Below are 21,035 nucleotides of genomic sequence, written 5' to 3' on the forward strand. Positions count from 1 at the left end.
GCAAGCAGAATCAACCCCAAGCCCGGGAAAATCCAGCAGGAGACTCAGTTCCCGGCATCCTTCGGCGCACCGGCGACATTCCACAACGTAGCGTGGTATTTCCGGATCAACGCGGCTTCCAGCAGCAGGGCAGCCTTGCGGTGGATGCAGGTCACCCACCGGCCTTCGAGATGCAAGCGGTCAATGGCCAGACGTGCCACTTGCTGGACGGTCCGGGACTCGCCGCGATCAGCCTCGGTCGCCAGCGCCCGAAGCCACTGCGAGTCCGCCAACGCTTCGTCGAAGGCGTACTTGCCCAGGCCGGAAGTCGCACCCTTGCCGCTGGAATAGATCTTCAGCCGTCCGCGCAGGCCCTTGCCGCTGCGCTCGCCGGCCTGCCCTACGTAGATGGGCTCGTGGTCCTCGGCGCCGGCTCGGCGGAAAATGTAGACCCCCGGAGCCACAGGTGCCGAGTCGGCGGTGGCTTCGAAGGATTCCCACGGCGACCATTCCAGCGAATCAATGACCTGGTCATCAATGGGCTTGAGGGCAATGTCCATTCCCGGTGCGCCGGCGAACTGCAGCTGGGCCAGCAAGGTGGTGGACACATGCCACGTGCCGCCTGGCTGGGGAGGCTTCTGGATTGCGCCCTTGGGACGATGCTGGCGCAGATAGCTGCGCAGTTGCTTGGTGTCTACCCCAAGGGTGCCGGCGGCTTCTTCCAAGCTGAATAGCTTCTCGTCCTTCAAAAGTGATCTGCCTTCTGCATGCCGTAAATGAACAGGTGATGATGAATCAATTTAATCCCATGCAATGCCAAAGAGCCCGGAAGGAGCTGCCTCATGGCATGTCCTTCCGGGCCTGGCGGATGCGCTACTGCACCGCATCTCGCAGCTTGGTGCTCAGGCGCCGCAGTTCATGGAATTCGTCTTCGCTCAGCGCGCTGCCCAGCAGGTTGTGCAGGTGCTTGACGTGCTCGCGCCCGATTTCCTGCTGCAGCTTGCGTCCCTTCTCGGTCAGCGAGAGCTGCATGGCGCGATGGTCATCCGGGTCGGGTTCGCGAACTACCAGCCCCTGATCTTCCAATCGGGTGACCATGCGGCTCAGGCTGGGTTGCGAGATCAGCAGCTGCTTATTCAGGTCAACCAGCCGGCTCTTGCCTCCGGGGCAGGTGCGCAAGTTGAACAGCACGTCGTACTCGCGCATGGAGAGCTTGCCGAATTCGGGCATTGCGGTGATCTGGCGCATGACCGCCACCTGTGCCCGGAAAAGCGCTTCCCAGGCATCGGTGGTGACCTTCAACGAGGCTGCTGGATTACTGGTCCCGGTCACTTGCTGCTGGCTCCTTGGTGGTTGCTTGCTCAGCGACCAGTTTAGCGTTGCGAGCGGCCACCAGGCCTTCATGCGTTGGTGCCGGGGTGAGGTCCTTCGGTGCGCGGGACTCCATTTCCTTGCGCAGTTCAGGCAGCACGTACTCGCCGAACATGTCCAGCTGGTTCAGCACGGTCTTCAGCGGAAGGCCCGCGTGGTCGATCAGGAACAGCTGGCGCTGGTAGCTGCCGAAGTATTCCTGGAAGGACAGGGTCTTCTCCAGCACCTGCTGCGGCGAGCCGACGGTCAACGGGGTCTGCGCGGTGAAGTCTTCCAGCGATGGGCCGTGCCCGTAGACCGGGGCGTTATCGAAGTACGGGCGGAATTCCTTGACCGCCTGCTGGGAATCCTTGGCCATGTAGAACTGGCCGCCCAGTCCCACCACTGCCTGGTCTGCGCGTCCGTGGCCGTAGTGCTCGTAGCGCTCGCGGTACAAGCCGATCAGCTGCTGGTAGTGCTCCTTCGGCCAGAAGATGTTGTTGGCGAAGAAGCCGTCGCCGTAGTAGGCGGCGATTTCAGCGACCTGCGGGGTACGGATCGATCCGTGCCAGACGAACGGTGCCACGTCATCGAGCGGGCGTGGGGTCGAGGTGAAGTTCTGCAGCGGGGTGCGGAACTTGCCTTCCCAGTTCACCACATCCTCATCCCACAGGCGGCGCAGCAGGTGGTAGTTCTCCACGGTCAGGTTGACCGAGTCCTGCATGTTCTTGCCGAACCATGGGTAGACCGGGCCGGTGTTGCCGCGGCCCAGGACCAGGTCCACGCGGCCGTCGGCCAGATGCTGGAGCATCGCGAAGTCCTCGGCGATCTTCACCGGGTCATTGGTGGTGATCAGCGTAGTCGCCGTGGACAGGATGATGCGCTCGGTCTGCGCGGCAATGTAGGCCAGCGTGGTGGTGGGGGAGGAAGAGAAGAAGGGACGGTTGTGGTGCTCGCCGATGGCATAGACATCCATGCCGATCTCTTCGACCTTCTTGGCGATTGCCACCGATGCGTCGATGCGCTCTTTCTCGGTGGGGATGCGGCCGGTGGTCGGGTCGCGAGTGATGTCGCTGACTGAGAATACTCCGAATTGCATGTCCACTCCTGTTACGACGGTGCAAGCATTTTGTCCTGCCACCAATTTATATGCGTATGCATGTAATAACAAATTGATGCGTCAAATATTCCCATTCCCTGAATGGTGCACTTGCTTGCACTTGCTTCTGTTCGTTCGTGCCAGTCCTCCGGCCGCACACCGTGGCTCAGCGATGCGTGGGGATGAAGCCGCCGCCCCAGAAGAGGGAATTGTGCTCATGGGGCAATTCCATTGATGTTCCCTGCGGCGTGCACTGGCAATGGCGTCGGTGCTTGCGTAGCTACCGCAGATAACGCCGCAGCTGGCGCGCGTTCAACGGAGCAGCGTTCCCGGCATCAAGTTGCAGTTCCGGCTTCAGTGAGAACGGGGTGTTGCGTGGGTGGATCTGGGTGATGCTCAAGTCGTGGCCTTTCGTCGTTATTCATACGACCGCCAGCAGGCTCTAGCTAACTTGAGGTCAAGCGGGTTGACCTGAATAATTCCTTTTATGACCCGCAGCGAATCCGCAGTGCCAACCAAGAAAAACCAATTGGGCATCGGGGATCTTGCACGCCGGGCCGGGGTATTCAGTCGCCACCATCAGGTTCTATGAATCGCGGAACCTGATTTTCTCCACCCGTACCAGCGGGAACATGCGCCTTTTCCCAAGCACACGCTGCGCAGGTTGGCCATTATTGCCGCCGGCCAGCGTGTGGGGCTGACCTTGACCGAAATTGCCGACGCGTTGAGCGAGCTGCCCGAGGCCTATCGAGCGGATCCAAGAAGTGATCCAGTATTTGCCAACCAACGCAGCGACGTTCATGGCGATCGAAGCCAGCGAACCGTACGGGCTTTTGGTGGCCTTGATGGTCTTGATTGCGTGGAGCGTTGCTTTGCTCGGCGCAGCATGCATCAGCTTGAAACGCCGGGATGCCTAGCCATGGGCGGGCGCCAGACCGCCGGCCAGCGAAATTGCGCAGGCAGTGCACGGCGGGGCATCCGGCGTGATGCCCGAAACTCCCGCCGTGCGCATGCCGCCGCTTTTCTAGGCCTTGGACCGCAGCTGGGCCCGGTCGCGCCATGCTGCGGTGCTCCACAGTGCGAGCGCTATCAGCGCCGGCTGGAAGAAGAGCCGGGCCAGTCGTTTCGCGTCGGTGTCCAAGCCGAACGCATCGCGTCCCTCCTGCCACTGGGCTAGATTGCCGGGGAACACTGCGACGAAGAAGAGGGCGGCGATCCAGCCCACGGCTACCCGCTTCCTGAGCAGCGCCAGCAAGGAAAGTCCCAGGCCGATTTCCACGACACCGGAAAGGATGACTGTCAGGTCCGGATCCAGCGGGACGAAGTCAGGGACCTGTGCGCGGAATTCCTCGCGGGCAAAGGTCAGGTGGCTGACCCCGGCGAAGCCGAGAAATGAGCCGAGCGCTATCCGTGCTCCGTGCCGCGCTAATCCCAGGGGTTTCGCCGCCCGGGACCTAGTCATCGCTGACGCTGACCAGGACATCGATGTTGCCGCGGGTGGCATTGGAGTAGGGGCAGACTTGGTGAGCCGCATCGGCCAGTTCCTGGGCCAGTGCGGGTTCCAGGCCGGGAATGATGACTTCCAGCTCTACCGACAACTTGAATCCGTTCTCCCCGTCGCGGTTCAGGTGGACACGGCCGCCGACGCTGGAGTCGTCAATTTTTACCTTGCGGCCGCGCGCGACCAGATTTAATGCCGAGTGGAAGCAAGCGGCGTAGCCAGCGGCGAACAGCTGTTCCGGGTTGGTACCGGCTCCCGAGCCGCCTAGTTCTGCCGGGGAGGCCAAAACCAGGTCGAGCTTGCCGTCGGGGGTCTGGACGCGCCCTTCGCGGCCTTGGCCGGTGGACAGGGACTCTGCGGTGTATAGGGTTTCCATGGAATTGCCTTTCGTTGATGGTGAAAGCTTGCAGCTATTTTCGGGAGGGTTGCTCCGGAGCAGGGATTTCCTGCATGGAAGTGGTGATGCGGTGCAGGGTTGCCAGCAGCGCTTTGGCGCTTTGCATATCCGGCAGTCCGGTACCGCAAGCAATCTGCGCCGGGATGTGCGCCAGGTCCTTGCGCAGGGATGTGCCAGCGGGAGTCAAGTTGACGTTGACGACGCGGCTGTCCTGGCTATCGCGGCGCCGTTCAATGAAGCCCTTCTGCTCCAGCCGGCGAAGTAGCGGAGACAGGGTCCCGGAGTCCAGCTGGAGCATTTCGCCGATTTCGCGCACCGGCTTATCGCCTTCGGTCCACAGCGCAACGAGCACCAGATACTGGGTGTAGGTCAGCTGCCATGGGGCGAGCAGTTCGGTATATGCGCGAGTGGTTGCCCGGCTTGCCGAGTAGAGGGAGAAGCACACCATATCGTCAACTATTGCCATGGAATAATGATTGCACACAATTCAATTGTGCACAACTTAAATATTAATGGTATATCCGAGCTTGGAGCTGCAATCAACGCAGAACGGGGATTCGGACGTGGACGCGCTTCGCGTCCGTGAGCTGCCGTCGCTAAGCTGGGATTCATGAGCATCGGAAAACACCCGGCGAAGGCCGGCGGGCGCAACTGCCCCCGCCTGGCGGTCGTCCGCTCGCTGTTCCTGATCAGCGCGGTGCTCCTCGGCTTGTTCTCGATGCATGTGATGAACCATGCAGCCCCGTCGCAGTCCTTGGCCCCGGTGGCCCATGCACATCCGGCAGACGCCGAGCCCACGCCACATGCGCCGCCAGCCGACGCGGGTGGCTCGGAGCAGGGCTGCGCCGACTGTCCGATGGACCATGGCATGGCCGCCGCGGGTTGCGTGTTGGCGCTGCTGGCCATGCTGCTGTTCTTGCGGCCGCCGCATACCGTAGCCGTGCTCCCGACGGCGTTCCCGCAGACGTTGTGCGCGGCATCGGCGCTGCCTGGTATCGGGCCGGAAAAACCTGATCTGGTTGCCTTGGGGATCTGCCGAACGTGAGGGCTTGGCCGGTCCACGCACCGGCCTCCGGCTGGTTCCGGCGCCGCCGCAGGCGGGCGCCATTCACGTTCGATATCCACCAGGAGAATTACCATGAACAAGCAGATCCTCATTTGCAGCGCCCTCGTGCTGGGCGCAACGCTCGCCCTCGCCGGATGCGCGGGGGAATCATCAAGTACCCCGGCGCCGAGCGCCTCAGCGTCCGATTCGCAGGCCGGCCATTCCATGGACCAGTCAGCGTCAGCCAACGATGCCGATATGGCTTTCGCTTCGGGCATGAAGGTGCACCATGAACAGGCGATCGAGATGTCCGAGATGATCTTGGGCAAGAAAGACATCCCGCAGGAGGTCACAGCCTTGGCCGAGCGCATCAAGGCAGCCCAGGCGCCGGAGATCGAGCGAATGGACAGCTGGCTAGCCGAGTGGGACATGCCAGAAGGCATGGACCACGGAAGCATGGAGCACGATGGCATGGTTCCGGAAGACGGGATCAAGGCACTGCAGGAAGCTTCCGGAAAGGAAGCGGCGCAGCTGTTCCTCGAGCAGATGATCATGCATCACGAAGGTGCGGTGGACATGGCCGAGTCGGAGCTGGAGGACGGCCAGAATGCCGAGGCCAAGGAATTGGCTGGGCAGATCATCGACTCTCAGACAGCTGAAATCGATGAAATGAAACAGCTGCTGGCCGGACTGTAAACGGTGCTGCGAACCAGGAAGATGGGATATCACTTGACTCAACGAATTTCGCCCCCTCGCACTGCACGCTGGAAGGCGGCAGCAACCGGCGCTGGAACCGTCCTGGCACTGGCCCTCCTCGCAGGATGCAGTGCCGGGCAACCAGCAAGCCAGTCTGCCACGACAGCCATCGGTGCCGAGCACGCAGGGCAGTTCCTTGCCGAGCTGGGACTGGAAGGGTTGGACGCCAAGCAGGTCATCGACCAGCTCGACCGCATGCCACTGGATCAACGGACTGAGAACTTCACCGCCCAGGTGAAGCCAACGCAGCTGGTGCTGGCCGATGAATCGGGACGCACCGCGAACCTGCCGCTACCCGAAGACCAGTACTACCTCTCGGCCGCACCCTATGTGGACCAGACGCACAGCTGCCATTTCCATAGCCTCACCACCTGCGTGGGGCAGCTGCAAGGCGTGGAAATGAAGGTCAAGGCAGTCAACTCGGATACCGGTGAAGTATTGGTGGACCAGGACATGGAATCCTTCGACAACGGATTTATCGGCCTGTGGGTTCCGCGGGGAATTTCGGTGGACCTGGAGTTCACGTACCAGGGAAAGACCGCGCAAACCACGGTGACCACCGCCGGGGATGAGAACGCGACCTGCCTGACGGAGCTACAGCTGGTGTAGCACCAGCTGTCGTTGGCTTCGCGATAACGGCATCGGGCCTGCAACCACCGTTGTGGTTGCAGGCCCGATTTCTATCGACGCTGAAAGCTAGTCGTCAGTCTTTGGCGGCGTCTGCTTCATCATCTCTTCGAACGCGCGGCGTTCCCTGCGCGAGACCGGAATCTGTCCGGTCAACGGGTTGACGACCTGATCGGCCGGTGCCGCCGGATTCTCATTCTTGCCGGCCTTGCCAGTCTCGGCTGGTTTCGGCTGTTCCTTGTCCTTGTCCTTGTCCTTGTCTCCGGCCGTGTCTTCAGACTTGGACTTGGCATCGGCTGCCGGTGCAGCCTCCGGCGCGATCTTGGCGCTGGCGCTGTCCATGGCACGGGTCAGGTCCTGGGCCGCGGTGTGCTGCTGCGCCGAATGCCTGCGCGCAGAGCGCGCCTTGGCGCTTTTCTCCTTGCGGGACTCGACTAAGCGGTAGAGCACCGGCACCAGGATCAGCGTGAGCAAGGTGGAGGAGACCAGGCCGCCGATGACCACCACAGCCAAAGGCTGGGAGATGAAACCCGACTGGCCGGTCAGGCCCAGGCCCATCGGCACCAGCGCGAAGATGGTCGCCAGCGCGGTCATCAAAATCGGTCGCAGGCGCTGGCGGGCGCCGTGCATGATGGCATCTTCCAGCACCATGGCAGGGCGCTCGGGCGTGTCCTCGCGATACTGGTTGATCAGGTCGATCAGCACAATCGCGTTGGTCACCACGATGCCCACCAGCATCAGCATGCCGATCAGCGACGGCAGTCCCAGCGGGATGCCGGAGATCAGCAGCAGGCCGATCGCGCCGGTAGCCGCGAACGGAATCGAGACCAGCAGGATCAGCGGCTGGATCAGCGACTTGAACGTCGCCACCATGATCACGTAGACAATGGCGATGGCCGCCAGCAGCGCCAGGTACAGCTGGTTGAAGGACTCGGCCTGCTCGGTGGCGGCGCCGCCGATTTCGGCAGTGGCGCCCTCAGGCAGCTGCACCGACTCCAGGCGCTCGGTGACGTCCTTGGACACATCCCCGAGCATGTTCTCTGCAGGAGTCAGGGTGACGGTGGCGATCCGCTCGCCGTTGGAGGTGGTGACCTGCTGGACCACCTTGGCGCGTTCCACGGTGGCCAGGTCCTGCAGTTCCTTGACGCCGGCGGCGGTCGGGATCTCCAGCTCGCGCAGCTTGTCAAGGCTGTCCAGGTCCATGCCCTCGCCGATCTGCACCGTCATGTCGGTGTACTCCAGGCGCAGCGTGCCGGCAGGAACGGGGGAGACCTGGGAGGCAACCATGCCAGCCAGCTGAGTTTCGGTCAGCCCGGACTCGGCGGCCTTGGTGGCATCGATATCGATGGAGACCTGCTCGCGTTCGGCAGAGAGGTTATCGGAGATTTCGGTGACGTGCGCGGTGCCTTCCAGCGCTTCGCGCGTCGCGGTGGTCGCCTCACGCAGGATTCCCTCATCCGGGGCCTTGACCTCGACGGTGACATCGCTGGACATCATGGCCGAGGAGTTCGAGCCGAACCCTAGGTCCAGGTCCTTGGGCAGGTCCAGTGCCTCGACCTGCTCGCGCACCGTGTTCTTCAGCGCTTCCTGGTCCGCATCGGGATCGGTGATCACGGTGAAGCTGGCGGTGTCCGAGCCGGAGGAGAACATGGCCGCCATGCCGCTGGCGGTGCCCACGGTCAGCTGGACATCTTCGATGCCGTCGATGTCCGCGAGCTTTGATTCGATCTTCGCCGCTTCCTTCTCGGTGGTTTCCATGGCCGTGCCCGACGGCATTTCGGCGGTGATGGAAATCGAGTTCTCACCGGTGGAGCCCAGCAGGTTGGTGTTCAGCAGCGGGGTCATCGCCACGGTGCCGGCAAGCACCAGCACGGAGGCGAGCAGCGTGATGACAGGGTGCTTCTGGGTCTTCTTCAGCACCGGGATATAGGCGCGCTGCAGCCAGGACTTGTCTTCGGCTACGTGCACGGTGTGGGTTTCGCCGCTGCCCGGGCGGTGCGGCAGGAACCAGTACGCCAGCACCGGGACGATGGTCAGCGATACCAGCAGCGAGGCCAGCAGCGCGATGGTCATGGTCAGCGCGAACGGGCTGAACAGCTCGCCGGCCATGCCGCCCACCAGGGCGATCGGCAGGAATACCGCCACGGTGGTCAGGGTCGCCGCGGTAACGGCGCCGGCAACTTCCTTGACCGCCAGCAGGATGGCCTGCGCCTTGGATTCGCCGTGGGCCAGATGGCGCTTGATGTTCTCGATGACCACAATCGAGTCATCCACCACGCGGCCAATGGAAATGGTCAGTGCGCCCAGGGTCAGCATGTTCAGCGTGTACCCGAAGACGTTCATCCCGATGAACGTCGCCATTAGCGACAGCGGGATGGAAATTGCGGTGACCAGGGTGGAGCGTACCGAGAAGAGGAACACCAGGATGATGATCACGGCGAAGCCCAGGCCCAGCGCGCCTTCCAGTGCCAGGTGCTTGATCGAGTTCTCGATGAACGGCGCCTGGTCGAAGATCGTGGTCATGGTGGCCTTGTGGCCCAGCTCCGATTCCAGCTCGGTGAGCATCGCGGTGATGGCATGCGAGATGGCTACGGTGTCGCCATCCGGGGTCTTGGTGACCTGGATGGACAGGGTTTCCTCGCCGTTGGTGCGGGTGATGCTGGTGGCCTCGTCGGCCTGCACCGAGACCTCGGCGACGTCCTTGAGAAGCACCGGACCGTTGTCGGTGACCAGCGGGATGTCCTTGATGGCGTCCAGGGTATCCGGGGTGGACCCGGCAATCACCGGAAGCTCCAGTCCGTCGACGTCCATGTTGCCGATGGGCATGGGGGAGCCGGCGTTCTCGATGCCGTCCTTCAGGTCCGCGACGGACAGCCCGGCCTCGCGCATCTGGCTGTCCTTCGGGATCACCGCAATGTGCTGGGAGGAGCCGCCGGAGACCGAGGCCTCGCGCACGCCGTCGATCTTCTGCAGCTTGGGCAGGGTGATGCGCTCCACGTCGTCGTTGAGCGCTTCCAGCGACTGGTCCGAGGAGACCGCCAGGACCAGCACCGGGAAATCGGCGATGGAACCGGCGAACGCGGTCGGCTCCACATCCTCGGGCAGCTGGGACTTGGAGTTGGCAATGGCCCGTTCCACCTGGGTGCGGGCGCGGTCCATGTCCGTGCCGTATTCGAAGGTCAAGCCGATGCGGGTGAAGCCGGTCTGCGAGGTGGCGGTGGAGGATTCCAGGCCCTCGACAGCCTGCAGCGCGGTTTCCAGCGGTTCGGCGACCTGTTCGTCGATCACCTCGGGGCTGGAACCCATTTGGGTTGCCATGACCGAGATCTGCGGGAATTCCAGTTCCGGGATCAGCTCCTGCTTGAGCGATCCCATGGAAATCACGCCGAAAATGGCGGCGAAAACCGTGATGAGCGCGATCAGCGCCCTGTTTCTCAATGACAATGTGGCCAAGCGCTGCATGCGGGTGAGGTCCTAGCGGTGTCCTGGGTGAATGGGGCTTGCCTTCAACTCTAGTTGGTTGCCATTGCACAACGGTCACGGAGAGATGTTAAGCACGCAAAAATCATCCGAATGGACTACCCGGCAGCTGCCTGTAGCGGCCGGTAGTTAGATGAGCAGTTCGCGAATCTCACCTAACGTGAAGTCTTTGTTCACGACATCTCCAGCGAATTGTCTTTGAGGAAAATATTGAAATCAGCGAACGCCTTCGGGGTGCGCTTTATCGTCAATTCCTTGAACGCCTCGCTCATGCTCCGGGTGTCTGCACCTGGAAACCATGGATTCTGCAGTTTCACTCCCCACCGAGGTTTCCGCGTTGAAACGCCATCAAGCGCAATCCGCGCGCCCGCTGCCAGCAAGGCATCGAATCGTCCGCTCCCGGTAGATTTGGGCTTCTTCAGGTGTTCCGGCTTCATCATTTTCGATTGCTTCAATGCATTCATTGCGATTCTAAGAGCGAATTCGTTGTCGCCGGAAGACAGCTCGTGGGCAATATCGCGGACTGCCTCGTCGAGTATTAACTGAGGAGTTGGAAGTGGGGCAGCCCAGTGGATATCCAAGGCATTGGCAACTCGCAAGGAAGCGCCGAGCTCAGCCGTCTCTTTGCCTGATTCAAGATCTACGATGAACTTTCGTGATTGCCCGGTTTTGCTTGCGAGCGCCTGTTGGCTCAAGCCGTTTTGAATCCGGGCGCCACGGATTGCTCGCCCCAGATCATGTGCAGTACTAATCGTTCCCATTCCTGCATTATGGCACCGTTCGCATACTAAATGTAGATATCCAAGTCGTAGTTCGGAATCGACTCTTGATGTCGAGGCGCTAGATCGTCGAACCTACGATGCCACTGGATTTGGCGATGCGCACTGGGAGCGAAGCAGCGTACTTCAGGCAACTAACCCGGCGCGAATAACCTGCCGATCGCCCGGCTCTATTGTGCGGAATCGCGCGCATACTCGATCTACGGGATAGTCCCGCGGAACTTCGCAGAGGGGCAGGGCAGCCATGGATTGGGATACTCTACGCAGCGTGCAGTGGCCATTGAAGCAGCTATACCGCGAGCAGCCGGAGGTTGGAAGCATCGTGCTGGAGGCCATCGGAACGCTCGGAGAAGAAGGGCTGTCCTGCTCGGTGCACACCGGCCAAGCCTTGGTGGACGCCGGCCTGCACCCGTCCACCGGCGGGGACGGGACATTGGCCTGCTCGGGGGACATGCTCCTGCAGGCGCTGGTGGCCTGTGCCGGTGTCACCTCGCGGTGGCGATCAACCGCTCGCTGAGCGTGAGCGGCAGCGTCCACGCGAGGGGCCTGCTGGATGTGCGCGGCACCTTGGGATTGGATCCCGACGCCGCGGTGGGGTTCAGCTCGATCAAGCTGTCCTTCGAGCTGAAGCCCGAGGCCAGCGAGCAGGAAGTCGCGCAGCTGACCGAGGCCACCGAAAATATTGCGTGGTGCTCCAGACCCTGAAATCCCCGCTGGACATCGAGGTCGCCGCGTCGGTGCAATAACCTGCGGTACTGCTTAGCCCGGATATGCGAAGAACCGCCCACCAATGCTGGTGGACGGTCCTCGTAATGCCAAGTGGCTACAGTCCCAGGGACTTGTCGGTAGCCGCCTTGACCTCGGCGTAGAGTGCCGGGTTCTCGTTCAGCTTCTGGCCGTAGGAAGGAATCATGTCCTTCAGCTTCGACTCCCAGCCGGCGAACTGCTTAGGGAAGCAGCGCGAGAGCAGGCCGATCATGATCGGGGTGGCGGTCGACGCGCCTGGCGAAGCGCCGAGCAGGCCGGAGATCGAGCCGTCCGAGGAAGTGATGACCTCGGTGCCGAACTGCAGCACGCCGCCCTTCTTGGCATCCTTCTTGATGACCTGGACGCGCTGGCCAGCGGTGATCAGTTCCCACTTGGAACCATCAGCCTGAGGGAAGTACTCTGCCAGCGACTCGTCCTTCTTGGCGCGCGACTTGAGAACTTCCTTGATCAGGTAGGTGGTCAGATCCAGGTTGTCCTTGCCCACGGCCAGCATCGGGATGATGTTGTGCGGACGCAGTGACAGTGGAAGATCCAGCTGGCCGGTGGACTTCAGGAAGTTCATCGAGAAGCCGGCGTACGGGCCGAACATCAGCGAGCGCTTGCCGTCGACAAAGCGGGTGTCCAGGTGCGGCACCGACATTGGAGGTGCGCCCACGGAAGCCTGGCCGTAGACCTTGGCATGGTGCTGGTTGATGACGGTTTCGTCGGTGCAGCGCAGGAACTGCCCGGAGACCGGGAATCCGCCGAAGCCCTTGATCTCGTCGATGCCTGCCTTCTGCAGCAGCGGTAGTGCGCCGCCGCCCGCGCCGACGAACACGAACTTGGCCTTGACGTTCTTCACTGCGCCCGAAGCGTTGTCCTTGACGGTCAGCTCCCAGCCGGCGCCCGAACGCTTGAGGCCCTTGACCTTGTGGCCGTAGTTCACGGAGGCGCCGGCGGCGCTCAGCGAGTCGGTCAACTCGCGGGTCAACCGGCCGAAATCGACGTCGGTGCCGGAGAGCACGCGGGACGCGGCGACCTTCTGCGAGGCGTCACGGCCCTTGGCAACCAGCGGGGTCCACTCGTTGATGGTGTCCAGGTCGTTGGTGATTTCCAGTTCGTCGAACAGGGCGTTCGGCTTCAGCGCCTCGTAGCGCGTCTGCAGGTACTTGGAGTGGTCCTCGCCGATGACGAAGGACATGTGCGGCAGGGCGTTGATGAAGCTGTTGTCAGCTACGCGCTTGTTCTCCACGGCCCACGAGTAGAACTGGCGAGACACCTGGAACTGCTCGTTGATGCCGATGGCCTTGGCCGGATCGACCGAGCCGTCAGCCTTGGCAGCGGTGTAGTTCAGCTCGCACAGTGCCGAGTGGCCGGTGCCTGCGTTGTTCCAAGGGGAGGAGGATTCCTGCCCGGCCTTGTCCAGGTTCTCGAAAAGACCAATGGACCAGGTTGGCTCCAGCTGGTTGATCATGGTGCCAAGGGTGGCACTCATGATGCCGGCACCGATTAGTACTACGTCAAAAGATTCGGTTGACGTTTCAGAAGGCACGAGGATCTCCATCGACAGTGATACTTTGCTCTCTCCCAGAGTAGACCCATATCCCCGGGGGCCAGAAATCGTTAACTGGGTTAACGGTCGCTAACTTGAGATGGACGGTGAATTCGTCATCTGCACATCCGCGTAGCACTCGTTGAGCATTGGCGATGGCGGATAGAAGGTGACGTTTCCGTTAAACGCCAGCGCAGAGATCGGAAAGACCAAGGGGAGCGCGGGCAGATCGGTGTTCAGCGTCTTGAGGATATCGGCATAGGCGGCGGTCCGCTCCTCGCCAAATGGGACGGAACGGGCCAGCATGACCTGTGAGTCGAGTAACGCCGAGGTGTAGCCGAACTCATTCTCCTTGGAAGCCAGGATGCCCGAAAGGAAGTCGTCGGCGGAACGGTAGCCGCCGGAGAAGCCCAGCAGGTGCAGCCCATTGAAGTCCTTGGACTGCACGGTCTGCACATAGCCGTCGGTCCAGGCGATCGGCTTGGGCTTGATGCGGATACCCACCGCGGCCAGGTCGTCGGCGATCTGGGCGAAGGTGCGCTCGGGCAACGGCAGGTAGTTGCGCGAAACCCGCAGCGGATAGGCGAATTCGATTTCTTCACCGTCGTAGCCCAGCTCGTCCAGCAACGCCTTGGCCTTCGTGGCGTCGTGGTTGGGGGTTTCTTCCGGAGCCGGAATGCTCAGCGCGGGAGGCAGCAGGGTGGAAGCATGCTTGGATCCTTGCAGGAACAGCTTCTCGGCCAGCGAGCTGCGGTTGATTGCATGGGCAATGGCCATGCGGAAATTCGGCTTGGCCAGCCACTTGTTGCGCTGGTCCATGCCGAGGTAGAGCACCGAGAAGGGGTCGCGCTGGACGACCACCTTGGCATTGCGCACCAGGGTGCGCATGATGTCCACCGACACCATGTCGAAGCCGTCGATTTCATCGGCCAGCAGCGCGCCTTCGCGGTTGTAGGGCGAAGGAACTGCGGAGATCAGCGCGACTTCAGGATGCCCGGTGTTATTGTCCAGGCGCGCCTGGTTCCAGTAGTCCTTGAAGATCTCCAGGCGCACCACGCCGTTGCCATTGGAGACGAAGGTGTACGGCCCGGTACCTACCGGGTGGGTGGACAGCGACTGGGCAGGATTCTGCTTTGGTCCGCCGGTCAACGCGCTCGGTGCGGCGATGGCCATGCCCGGCAAGGTCAGCGCGTCGACCAGCCCTGGCAGCCTGCGGCGCAAGTTCAAGGTGACCACGTACTCGCCGGTGGCCTCGACGGACGCGAAATAGCTTGCCGAACCCGCGGAGGATTTGCCTTCAAAGAGCTTCGTCTCGAACTGCTTGGACAACTCTTCGAGCTGCTCGGTGCGCGACTGCTGGGTGGCCAGCTCTTCTTCGGTAGCCTCGCCAGTGCTCTTGAAGGTCTTCTCAAGTTCCTTGGCGGTGGGCAGCTTGGGGATGTCGCTATCGATGTGGAAGATGTTCGCGAAACCCTGGCTGGAGGCGGTGCGCAGCTGCGGCGACAAGTTCTCCCAGCGGTTGAAGTTGGCGACCACTGCCTTAGCGGTCAATTCGGTGCCGTCATGGAAGAGCACTCCCTGGCGCAGGGTAAAGGTGTAGCGCAGGCCGTCGGGGCTTTCGGTCCAGGACTCGGCCAGGCCGGCTACGGTGCTGCCGGTATCCGGATCGATGTCGACCAGCGTTTCGAAGACCTGGCGGGTGATCCGGAAGGATTCGTTATCGCCGACGATGGCAGGATCGAGCTTGACCGGGGGAGCGGCTGCCGCCAAGCGCAAGGTCCGCGGAACAGGGGACGCGCTGGCGGAGGCCGAGGGCGAAGCGGAGGCAGCGGGCCCGGAATTGCCGGTGCAGGCGGTCAGCGCCAGTGCGGTTGTCGCCAATGTACCGGTCAGCAATGCGCGTCGTGATACGGGTTTCGGTGGCAATTCGGGCACGGGGATGGCTCATCTTCCTTCGGCAGGCGGTACTGCTTTGCGCAGGGAACAAGCAGGGAGCAATGCGCAAAGGTATTTATCAAAGATATCGCACCACGTCCACGGCTCCGGGAGCCAAAACTCCCGGAGCCGTCAACTGTCACTAAATTGTTAGCTACGGTGCACGAGGTTCTCGCCGTCGTTGCCCGCTGCCCAGGCCTGCACCTGCTTCTTGAGCAGCTTCACCATGCGCGGGAAGAACGCCTTGGTGTTCCCGCCATTGTGCGGAATGACCAACGCATTGGGGTGCTGCCACAATGGATGGCCGGCAGGCAGCGGTTCCGGGTCGAAGACATCTGATGCCATGTTCAAGCGGCCCGAGGCGACTTCCGCCACGATGGCGTCGGTGTCCACCACCGGACCGCGGGCCACGTTGATGACCGTCGCGCCGTCAGGAAGCTTGGCCAGCAATTGCGCATCCACCAGGTGGCGGGTGGAATCATTGAGTGGCACGATCAGGATCAGTACCTCGATTTCCGGCGCACGAGCCGCCAGCTCGGAGGTTGCGAAGACCTCGCCATGCTCATCGGTGCGGGCGGTCGATCCGAAGCGCAAGAGATTGACTTCAAAAGGCTCCAGACGCTTGCGGATCTCCTCGCCGATGCCGCCCACGCCAACCAAGCCCACGGTACGGTCAGCTAACCCGGGCCATTGCTGGGGATTCCATCGGCCCTGCTGCTGATCGCGCACCGATTGCGGAAAGCCTCGCAAGGAGGCGATGGCCAGTCCCAGTGCCATCTCGGCGGTAGCCGCCGCGTGGACGCCGGCCGCTGTATTGATATCGGCGCGGTCGCCGATCAAATCGATCATTCCGTCGAAGCCGGTTGTCTGCGTCTGGACCACCTTGACATTGGGCGCCTTGCGGACGTTCTCCAGCGTCTGGGGATTCGCCATGTAGGGAAGGATGGCAATGTCGATGTCTTCCAGCGGGGTCTCGGGGTCGTTCTCCAAGTCCCAGAGCACTGCCTTGAGATTTTCCGGGATCGGTCCGACCGCATCAATCAGTTCTTGGGTGGGGAATGAAATCCTTCGTTGGGTGCTCATGGAATCACTGTACAAACCCCTTCCGCTCTTTGGTAGTAACCCCTAGTCATCTCCTGTAATGAAGGTCACCGCGGAATGCTGGCAAGCGAATTTGCACTGAGGGAAATTGCTGGTAAAGTTTTATCTCGTTGCGAAAGCGCGAAGCCCGAAAAGCTTCTAGAACATCGCAGCGGGCGCCTCTAGCTCAATTGGCAGAGCAAATGACTCTTAATCATTAGGTTCCGGGTTCAAGTCCCGGGGGGCGCACGAACAATTTGTTCGGTTCACCAGGCAACTTGTTTATATAAATCAATACGCGCCTTTAGCTCAATTGGTAGAGCAAATGACTCTTAATCATTAGGTTCCGGGTTCGAGTCCCGGAGGGCGCACAAAACAAAGGTCAGGCTTCGGTCTGGCCTTTTTTGTTGACCATGCGCGATTCTGCGCTTCCGGTCATGGCGCCAGGCCGCAATTTACCGGCCGCGGGGCTTGTCCGCTGGCAATGCCGGTGCGGATCAGCGTTTCGACTCATGCCCGTTTGCGGCTCGCGGCGCAGCGACCGCGATGGCGAACTTCTAGCGGGTGGTCGGCGTTATGGAATATGCAACTACGGTGCGCGATGGCAATGGGCATTGCCGAAGTGAAAACTTGTGTGTGTTATAGATTACTTCGCCATCGGCGTAGTCGTGATAACATGAAGCTGACTTGGATGTTTATCTTTGCGGACTGGATGCTGGGCGATTTTTGCTTTTGCGCCATTTCTGCCTATGATTGTCTACGTCGCAATGACGGGTTCAGAAAAAGAACTAGTCAGAGTGAGGAAGCGCCTTTAGCTCAATTGGTAGAGCAAATGACTCTTAATCATTAGGTTCCGGGTTCGAGTCCCGGAGGGCGCACAGTAGATCCGATCTGATTCATCAGGTCGGATTTTTTGTATACCGCAAAGAAAAGAGGATCAGCTCATGAGTACTCCCGCAACGGCTAACCGCCTGTCCGTCGGCGACCAGGCCCCTGATTTCACCTTGCAGGACGCTGCCGGCAATTCCGTCTCCTTGTCCGATTACCGTGGTAAGAAGACCATTGTGTACTTCTATCCAGCGGCATCCACCCCTGGCTGCACCAAGCAGGCGTGCGACTTCCGTGATTCGCTCGAATCATTGAAGGGCCTGGGCTATGCAGTTCTGGGCATCTCCCCGGACAAGACCGCAAAGCTTGAAAAGTTCGTTGCCAACGAGGAGCTGAATTTCCCGCTGCTTTCCGATGAAGATCACGCGGTGGCTGAAGCCTATGGTGCTTGGGGAGAAAAGAAGAATTACGGCAAGATCTACGAAGGCCTGATCCGCTCCACGATCGTGGTCGATGAAGAGGGCAAGGTTGCACTCGCGCAGTACAACGTGCGTGCCACCGGACATGTGGCAAAGCTGCGCCGTGACTTGGGGATTGATCCGAAGTAACCGCTGCCCTTGACTGATTTCATATCAGGCCCAAGTTCCGCTACACTAAATGAGGTCGCCTTCAGGGAAACGGTGTTTCCGGTGTAGCGCTAGCGAGTATGGCGGAATTGGTAGACGCGCTGGATTTAGGTTCCAGTGTCTTCGGACGTGAGAGTTCAAGTCTCTCTACTCGCACCAACAAAACCCTGCGGTCTGATTCCATCGGCCGCAGGGTTTTCTGCATGCACCTATCACGCACGGCGTAAGATCCAATTAGGCACGCGTCCGAGATTCGATCAGGAGAAGCATCATGTCCGCCAAAGACCTGCCCACCATGTACGGGCTAGCTGAATCCGATCCTGGCCAGAAGCTGATCAAGCGGGCTGGCGTCGTGGATGCGGATCTGCAGCAAATTGACCGGATCATGGCTGAAATGGGCCGGATGCGCCAGATCGAGCGCAAGATCATGCGCAGCTCGCAGCAGTACATGAAGCTGAACGAAACCGACATGCGCGCCATCCGCAAGATGATCTCCGCCAAGCATGCCGGGCAATCGGTCACCCCTGGCGCCCTGAGCCAGTATTTGGGAATTTCCAGTGCGTCGGTCACCAAGATGATTGACCGGTTGGAGGCCCATGGCCATGTTCGGCGCACCAAGCATCCAAACGACCGTCGCTCGCTGTGCGTGGAAGTGACCGACCAAACCCATCTGGTCGCCCGCGAGCAGGTCGGCCGGCATCATGCAAAGCGATTCGAAGTCGCCAAATCGCTGAGCCCCGAAGAACGGGAAGTGGTGATCCGGTTCCTTGCCAGCACCTCTGATGCCATGGAAAGCAGCCTCGACGAAGCGGTCCCCGGCGAAACCGAATAGCCCCGGAGTAACAGGAGCTGCTCAGCCCTCCTCCTGCTTTTCCGCGGCGCGCACGATGTTCTTGATGGTGGCCGGGAAAATGGCGCCATGGAACGGGTAAACAGCCCACCAATAGCAGCGTCCTGCCAGGCCGCGCGGGAAGAACACCGCACGCTGGATCAGCTCCGTTCGCCCCTCGCTGTCCTGTCCGATGCGGTAATCCAGCCAGGCCCGGCCCGGGGCGCGCATCTCCGCGCGCAGGCGCAGCAGGCTGTTCTCCTCCAGGGCTTCCACCCGCCACCAATCCAGCACATCTCCCAGCGCCAAGGTGCTGTGCGAGCGCCTGCCGCGCCGTGAGCCTACGCCTCCCGCCAGCTTGTCCATCAGGCCGCGCAGCTTCCACAAGGCGGGGAAGGCGAAATAGGGCGAATCCCCGCCAAGCCGCTGCAGCACGCTGAACAGCTGCGCCGCGGTGGCGTTGGTGCTGATCCGGCGGATGTCCGTGTAGGCCTTGCGCCCTGCCCAGTCCGGGTCTGAAGGCAGCGGTTCGGCCGGGGCAGCGATCGGCTGGGCGGTAGCCCAGCTGGTTTGCACCGCGTCAGCATCCATCTTCTCCAGCGCCAGCTGCACCGCCCGCGGATAGTCGCACAGCCCTTCGGCTGGCGGGGCAATCAGCGCATCGATCTCCCGCGAGCCCATCACGCAATCATGCTGCAGCGACTGCACCAGCGCGGATGCCAATGTGTGCGGCAATGGCGTCACCAGATTCACCCAGTGCGAGGCCAGCCGCGGGGTCAGCAGCGGCAGCGGCCAGATGCTCGGCTCGCGCAGGCCGGCCACCCGGGCATAGATCTTCATCAGCTGGGCGTAGCTGTAGGTGCTTGGCCCGCCGATGTCATAGGTGCCCTGCGCGGGTTCCGCCAGCTCGGCGCAGGCCGCAAGGTAGTGCAGGGTGTCGCGGATGGCGATGGGCTGCACCTGGTTCAGCACCCATCGCGGTGCCGGCATTACCGGCAGCACATCGCTCAGGTGCCTGACCATTTCGAAACTGGCCGAGCCCGAGCCGATCACCAGGCCTGCCTGGAGCACCAGCGTGCTGGCGGCCTCCGACAGGATTTCTCCCACGGCCACCCGTGATGCCAGATGCTCGCTCAGTTCGCCGGCGGGATGCAGGCCCGAGAGATAGACCAGCTGGCCGACCGATTGCTCCCGCGCGGCCTGCGCCACAACCTGTGCGCAAGCTTTCTCCTGGGCCGCGAAATCTCGGGTTCCCGACATCGAGTGCACCAGGTAGTAGAGCAGGTCCACGTCCTTGCAGAGCCGGGCCACGGCGCCCCGGTCCTGCAGGTCGCCCTCGACGACTTCCACCTGGCTGCGCCAGGGTATATCGCGCAGGCGCTGAGCATCACGGGTGAACACCCTGACCTGGTGCCCATTGCTCAACAGCAGCGGCACCAGCCGTCCGCCAATATATCCGCTGGCTCCGGTTACCGCGATCAAGCTCATGGCGCCGTCACCCCGCGCTGGCGCCAGGCGATGGCCAGCGAGCCGAGAAGCAGCAATGCCGCGCAGCCCAAGCCGGCGTAGCCCACCAGCTCGGACTGGTTGCTGCCGGCCAGCCGGCTCGCGCCGATCCAGGCAAGGCCCCAGGCGATGGCCACCGCGGTGAAAATCCTGCCCGAGTAGGCGGTGACGCCCAGACCGATGCCCGCTGCCGCTACCAGCAGCACCACAGCCAACCCTGGCGCCCAAGAAGCGCCTTCGCCAACGCCCAGCGAGAGCAGCCACGCTGCGGTGTTGGCGATGCTGGCCACGCAGACCCAGCCCAGGTAGATGCCGAAAGTCAGCCACATGATCCAGTGCTCGGTGCGCGAGCCAGGTGTGCCGGCCATCATGATGGTCAGCATCCAGGCCAGGCAGGCAACCAGGGTGAAGATCACCGCGACGCTTACTCCCAGCCAGCCAAGCTGCACGACGGCAATCCAGGCGGCATTAAGCAATGCCGAAAGCAGCGCGGGCATCCGCAGCCCGGCCGCCCAGGCCGAGCGGCGCCCGGCGGACGTGAGCTGGAAAATTCCGTAGACGGCCAGTCCTGCATAGATTACGCTCCAAATGGAGAACGCCGGGCCGGCCGGTGCCAGCAAAGTCGAATCGGCGCTGAGATAGCCGCCGGCTACCTGCTGGATCGGTGTCCCGCCCAGGGCCCCGCTGCCGATGAACGATACGGCGATGGCCAGAACCAGTGCCAGCGCCGTGATCACCGGCAGCGTCCACGATGCCGTGGCCGTTCGGGCCGGCAGGGGGAAATCGGGGGAATTGGTTGAACTGCTCATCGTGCGCTCCTGAAAGGTCGATGGAAAATTTTTTCCCGTATCGGGTCGACAAAACGAGATAGTTAAACCATGATGTATCTAGATAAGCTAAATATCAATAAGCCGAGAGA

20 protein-coding genes and 4 tRNA genes are annotated in these 21,035 nt (G+C 61.7%); 11 read left to right on the forward strand and 13 right to left on the reverse strand.

Features of this window, described 5'->3' with window-relative positions:
• Positions 1–44: 44 nt before the first annotated feature.
• The 6 genes from ACLQ8T_RS07030 to ACLQ8T_RS07055 form a co-directional block, all read right to left on the reverse strand.
• Positions 45–728: a hypothetical protein gene (locus ACLQ8T_RS07030; RefSeq protein WP_413456176.1), complete on the reverse strand. Its 684-nt coding sequence runs from the start codon at positions 726–728 to the stop codon at positions 45–47.
• Positions 729–852: 124 nt separating this feature from the next.
• On the reverse strand, positions 853–1,311 hold the full coding sequence (locus ACLQ8T_RS07035) for a MarR family winged helix-turn-helix transcriptional regulator (RefSeq protein ID WP_149596720.1): 459 nt from the start codon (positions 1,309–1,311) through the stop codon (positions 853–855).
• The gene (locus tag ACLQ8T_RS07040; RefSeq protein WP_121866599.1) at positions 1,295–2,428 is read right to left on the reverse strand and encodes an LLM class flavin-dependent oxidoreductase; all 1,134 of its coding nucleotides are present in this window, start codon (positions 2,426–2,428) and stop codon (positions 1,295–1,297) included. Before ACLQ8T_RS07040 ends, ACLQ8T_RS07035 begins: the two co-directional genes overlap by 17 nt.
• Before the next feature lie 1,024 nt (positions 2,429–3,452).
• Positions 3,453–3,890 carry a DoxX family membrane protein gene (locus ACLQ8T_RS07045; RefSeq protein ID WP_413456177.1) on the reverse strand — a complete coding sequence of 146 codons (438 nt, stop codon included), beginning with the start codon at positions 3,888–3,890 and terminating at the stop codon, positions 3,453–3,455.
• The gene (locus ACLQ8T_RS07050) at positions 3,883–4,305 is read right to left on the reverse strand and encodes an organic hydroperoxide resistance protein (RefSeq protein ID WP_413456178.1); all 423 of its coding nucleotides are present in this window, start codon (positions 4,303–4,305) and stop codon (positions 3,883–3,885) included. The genes ACLQ8T_RS07045 and ACLQ8T_RS07050 overlap by 8 nt, the downstream gene beginning before the upstream one ends.
• A gap of 34 nt (positions 4,306–4,339) precedes the next feature.
• Positions 4,340–4,792 carry a MarR family winged helix-turn-helix transcriptional regulator gene (locus ACLQ8T_RS07055; RefSeq protein ID WP_413456179.1) on the reverse strand — a complete coding sequence of 151 codons (453 nt, stop codon included), beginning with the start codon at positions 4,790–4,792 and terminating at the stop codon, positions 4,340–4,342.
• Positions 4,793–4,936: 144 nt separating this feature from the next.
• Between ACLQ8T_RS07055 and ACLQ8T_RS07060 the strand changes: the two genes are divergently transcribed.
• The 3 genes from ACLQ8T_RS07060 (at position 4,937) to ACLQ8T_RS07070 (ending at position 6,736) form a co-directional block, all read left to right on the forward strand.
• A complete protein-coding gene (locus ACLQ8T_RS07060) occupies positions 4,937–5,371 on the forward strand; it encodes a hypothetical protein (RefSeq protein ID WP_413456180.1) in 435 nt (144 codons plus the stop codon).
• A 93-nt stretch (positions 5,372–5,464) separates the two neighbouring features.
• A complete protein-coding gene (locus tag ACLQ8T_RS07065) occupies positions 5,465–6,067 on the forward strand; it encodes a DUF305 domain-containing protein (protein ID WP_413456181.1) in 603 nt (200 codons plus the stop codon).
• Positions 6,068–6,100: 33 nt separating this feature from the next.
• Complete coding sequence (locus ACLQ8T_RS07070; protein ID WP_413456182.1) at positions 6,101–6,736, forward strand: CueP family metal-binding protein; 636 nt, start codon at positions 6,101–6,103, stop codon at positions 6,734–6,736.
• An 87-nt stretch (positions 6,737–6,823) separates the two neighbouring features.
• Here ACLQ8T_RS07070 and ACLQ8T_RS07075 read toward each other — a convergent pair whose 3' ends face one another.
• Together ACLQ8T_RS07075 and ACLQ8T_RS07080 are read right to left on the reverse strand one after the other, a co-directional pair.
• Positions 6,824–10,216 (reverse strand): efflux RND transporter permease subunit, encoded by a 3,393-nt coding sequence (locus tag ACLQ8T_RS07075; RefSeq protein ID WP_413456183.1) that lies wholly within the window; start codon positions 10,214–10,216, stop codon positions 6,824–6,826.
• 191 nt (positions 10,217–10,407) lie between these two features.
• Positions 10,408–10,995 (reverse strand): helix-turn-helix domain-containing protein, encoded by a 588-nt coding sequence (locus ACLQ8T_RS07080; RefSeq protein ID WP_413456184.1) that lies wholly within the window; start codon positions 10,993–10,995, stop codon positions 10,408–10,410.
• A 262-nt stretch (positions 10,996–11,257) separates the two neighbouring features.
• Here ACLQ8T_RS07080 and ACLQ8T_RS07085 point away from each other — a divergent pair, with 262 nt between their 5' ends.
• Both ACLQ8T_RS07085 and ACLQ8T_RS07090 read left to right on the forward strand, forming a co-directional pair.
• On the forward strand, positions 11,258–11,530 hold the full coding sequence (locus tag ACLQ8T_RS07085; RefSeq protein WP_413456185.1) for an OsmC family protein: 273 nt from the start codon (positions 11,258–11,260) through the stop codon (positions 11,528–11,530).
• Positions 11,509–11,718 (forward strand): hypothetical protein, encoded by a 210-nt coding sequence (locus ACLQ8T_RS07090; protein ID WP_413456186.1) that lies wholly within the window; start codon positions 11,509–11,511, stop codon positions 11,716–11,718. The genes ACLQ8T_RS07085 and ACLQ8T_RS07090 overlap by 22 nt, the downstream gene beginning before the upstream one ends.
• Positions 11,719–11,836: 118 nt before the next feature.
• Here the strand turns inward: ACLQ8T_RS07090 and ACLQ8T_RS07095 are convergent, their stop codons facing one another.
• The 3 genes from ACLQ8T_RS07095 to ACLQ8T_RS07105 form a co-directional block, all read right to left on the reverse strand.
• Positions 11,837–13,324 (reverse strand): malate:quinone oxidoreductase, encoded by a 1,488-nt coding sequence (locus tag ACLQ8T_RS07095; protein ID WP_413456187.1) that lies wholly within the window; start codon positions 13,322–13,324, stop codon positions 11,837–11,839.
• A gap of 78 nt (positions 13,325–13,402) precedes the next feature.
• On the reverse strand, positions 13,403–15,247 hold the full coding sequence (locus ACLQ8T_RS07100; RefSeq protein WP_413456188.1) for an ABC transporter substrate-binding protein: 1,845 nt from the start codon (positions 15,245–15,247) through the stop codon (positions 13,403–13,405).
• 150 nt (positions 15,248–15,397) lie between these two features.
• On the reverse strand, positions 15,398–16,330 hold the full coding sequence (locus tag ACLQ8T_RS07105; RefSeq protein WP_413456189.1) for a 2-hydroxyacid dehydrogenase: 933 nt from the start codon (positions 16,328–16,330) through the stop codon (positions 15,398–15,400).
• A 173-nt stretch (positions 16,331–16,503) separates the two neighbouring features.
• Between ACLQ8T_RS07105 and ACLQ8T_RS07110 the strand changes: the two genes are divergently transcribed.
• The 6 genes from ACLQ8T_RS07110 to ACLQ8T_RS07135 all read left to right on the forward strand — a co-directional run bounded on the left by ACLQ8T_RS07110 (position 16,504) and on the right by ACLQ8T_RS07135 (position 18,613).
• A tRNA-Lys gene (locus ACLQ8T_RS07110) sits at positions 16,504–16,576 on the forward strand.
• 49 nt (positions 16,577–16,625) lie between these two features.
• A tRNA-Lys gene (locus tag ACLQ8T_RS07115) sits at positions 16,626–16,698 on the forward strand.
• Positions 16,699–17,132: 434 nt separating this feature from the next.
• Positions 17,133–17,205 (forward strand) — tRNA-Lys (locus tag ACLQ8T_RS07120).
• A gap of 66 nt (positions 17,206–17,271) precedes the next feature.
• Positions 17,272–17,763 carry a thioredoxin-dependent thiol peroxidase gene (gene bcp, locus ACLQ8T_RS07125; protein WP_413456190.1) on the forward strand — a complete coding sequence of 164 codons (492 nt, stop codon included), beginning with the start codon at positions 17,272–17,274 and terminating at the stop codon, positions 17,761–17,763.
• 92 nt (positions 17,764–17,855) lie between these two features.
• Positions 17,856–17,940 (forward strand) — tRNA-Leu (locus ACLQ8T_RS07130).
• Between the two features lie 112 nt (positions 17,941–18,052).
• A complete protein-coding gene (locus ACLQ8T_RS07135; protein ID WP_413456191.1) occupies positions 18,053–18,613 on the forward strand; it encodes a MarR family winged helix-turn-helix transcriptional regulator in 561 nt (186 codons plus the stop codon).
• A 21-nt stretch (positions 18,614–18,634) separates the two neighbouring features.
• On the opposite strand, the gene ACLQ8T_RS07140 is transcribed toward ACLQ8T_RS07135, so the two are convergent.
• Both ACLQ8T_RS07140 and ACLQ8T_RS07145 read right to left on the reverse strand, forming a co-directional pair.
• On the reverse strand, positions 18,635–20,098 hold the full coding sequence (locus tag ACLQ8T_RS07140) for an SDR family oxidoreductase (RefSeq protein WP_413456192.1): 1,464 nt from the start codon (positions 20,096–20,098) through the stop codon (positions 18,635–18,637).
• Entirely contained in the window at positions 20,095–20,925 is an 831-nt protein-coding gene (locus tag ACLQ8T_RS07145) for a tryptophan-rich sensory protein (protein WP_413456193.1), read from the reverse strand. The genes ACLQ8T_RS07140 and ACLQ8T_RS07145 overlap by 4 nt, the downstream gene beginning before the upstream one ends.
• Positions 20,926–21,035 lie beyond the last annotated feature (110 nt).

Source organism: Glutamicibacter sp. FR1, from assembly GCF_047300825.1.
Taxonomy (GTDB): domain Bacteria; phylum Actinomycetota; class Actinomycetes; order Actinomycetales; family Micrococcaceae; genus Glutamicibacter; species Glutamicibacter nicotianae.

Excerpts from the sequence above, each read along its gene's own strand:
- ACLQ8T_RS07040 (WP_121866599.1), bottom strand. The coding sequence starts at position 2,428 with ATGCAATTCGGAGTATTCTCAGTCAGCGACATCACTCGCGACCCGACC.
- ACLQ8T_RS07045 (WP_413456177.1), bottom strand. The coding sequence starts at position 3,890 with ATGACTAGGTCCCGGGCGGCGAAACCCCTGGGATTAGCGCGGCACGGA.
- ACLQ8T_RS07050 (WP_413456178.1), bottom strand. The coding sequence starts at position 4,305 with ATGGAAACCCTATACACCGCAGAGTCCCTGTCCACCGGCCAAGGCCGC.
- ACLQ8T_RS07055 (WP_413456179.1), bottom strand. The coding sequence starts at position 4,792 with ATGGCAATAGTTGACGATATGGTGTGCTTCTCCCTCTACTCGGCAAGC.
- ACLQ8T_RS07060 (WP_413456180.1), top strand. The coding sequence starts at position 4,937 with ATGAGCATCGGAAAACACCCGGCGAAGGCCGGCGGGCGCAACTGCCCC.
- ACLQ8T_RS07065 (WP_413456181.1), top strand. The coding sequence starts at position 5,465 with ATGAACAAGCAGATCCTCATTTGCAGCGCCCTCGTGCTGGGCGCAACG.
- ACLQ8T_RS07075 (WP_413456183.1), bottom strand. The coding sequence starts at position 10,216 with ATGCAGCGCTTGGCCACATTGTCATTGAGAAACAGGGCGCTGATCGCG.
- ACLQ8T_RS07080 (WP_413456184.1), bottom strand. The coding sequence starts at position 10,995 with ATGGGAACGATTAGTACTGCACATGATCTGGGGCGAGCAATCCGTGGC.
- ACLQ8T_RS07085 (WP_413456185.1), top strand. The coding sequence starts at position 11,258 with ATGGATTGGGATACTCTACGCAGCGTGCAGTGGCCATTGAAGCAGCTA.
- ACLQ8T_RS07095 (WP_413456187.1), bottom strand. The coding sequence starts at position 13,324 with ATGGAGATCCTCGTGCCTTCTGAAACGTCAACCGAATCTTTTGACGTA.
- ACLQ8T_RS07105 (WP_413456189.1), bottom strand. The coding sequence starts at position 16,330 with ATGAGCACCCAACGAAGGATTTCATTCCCCACCCAAGAACTGATTGAT.
- bcp (WP_413456190.1), top strand. The coding sequence starts at position 17,272 with ATGAGTACTCCCGCAACGGCTAACCGCCTGTCCGTCGGCGACCAGGCC.
- ACLQ8T_RS07135 (WP_413456191.1), top strand. The coding sequence starts at position 18,053 with ATGTCCGCCAAAGACCTGCCCACCATGTACGGGCTAGCTGAATCCGAT.
- ACLQ8T_RS07140 (WP_413456192.1), bottom strand. The coding sequence starts at position 20,098 with ATGAGCTTGATCGCGGTAACCGGAGCCAGCGGATATATTGGCGGACGG.
- ACLQ8T_RS07145 (WP_413456193.1), bottom strand. The coding sequence starts at position 20,925 with ATGAGCAGTTCAACCAATTCCCCCGATTTCCCCCTGCCGGCCCGAACG.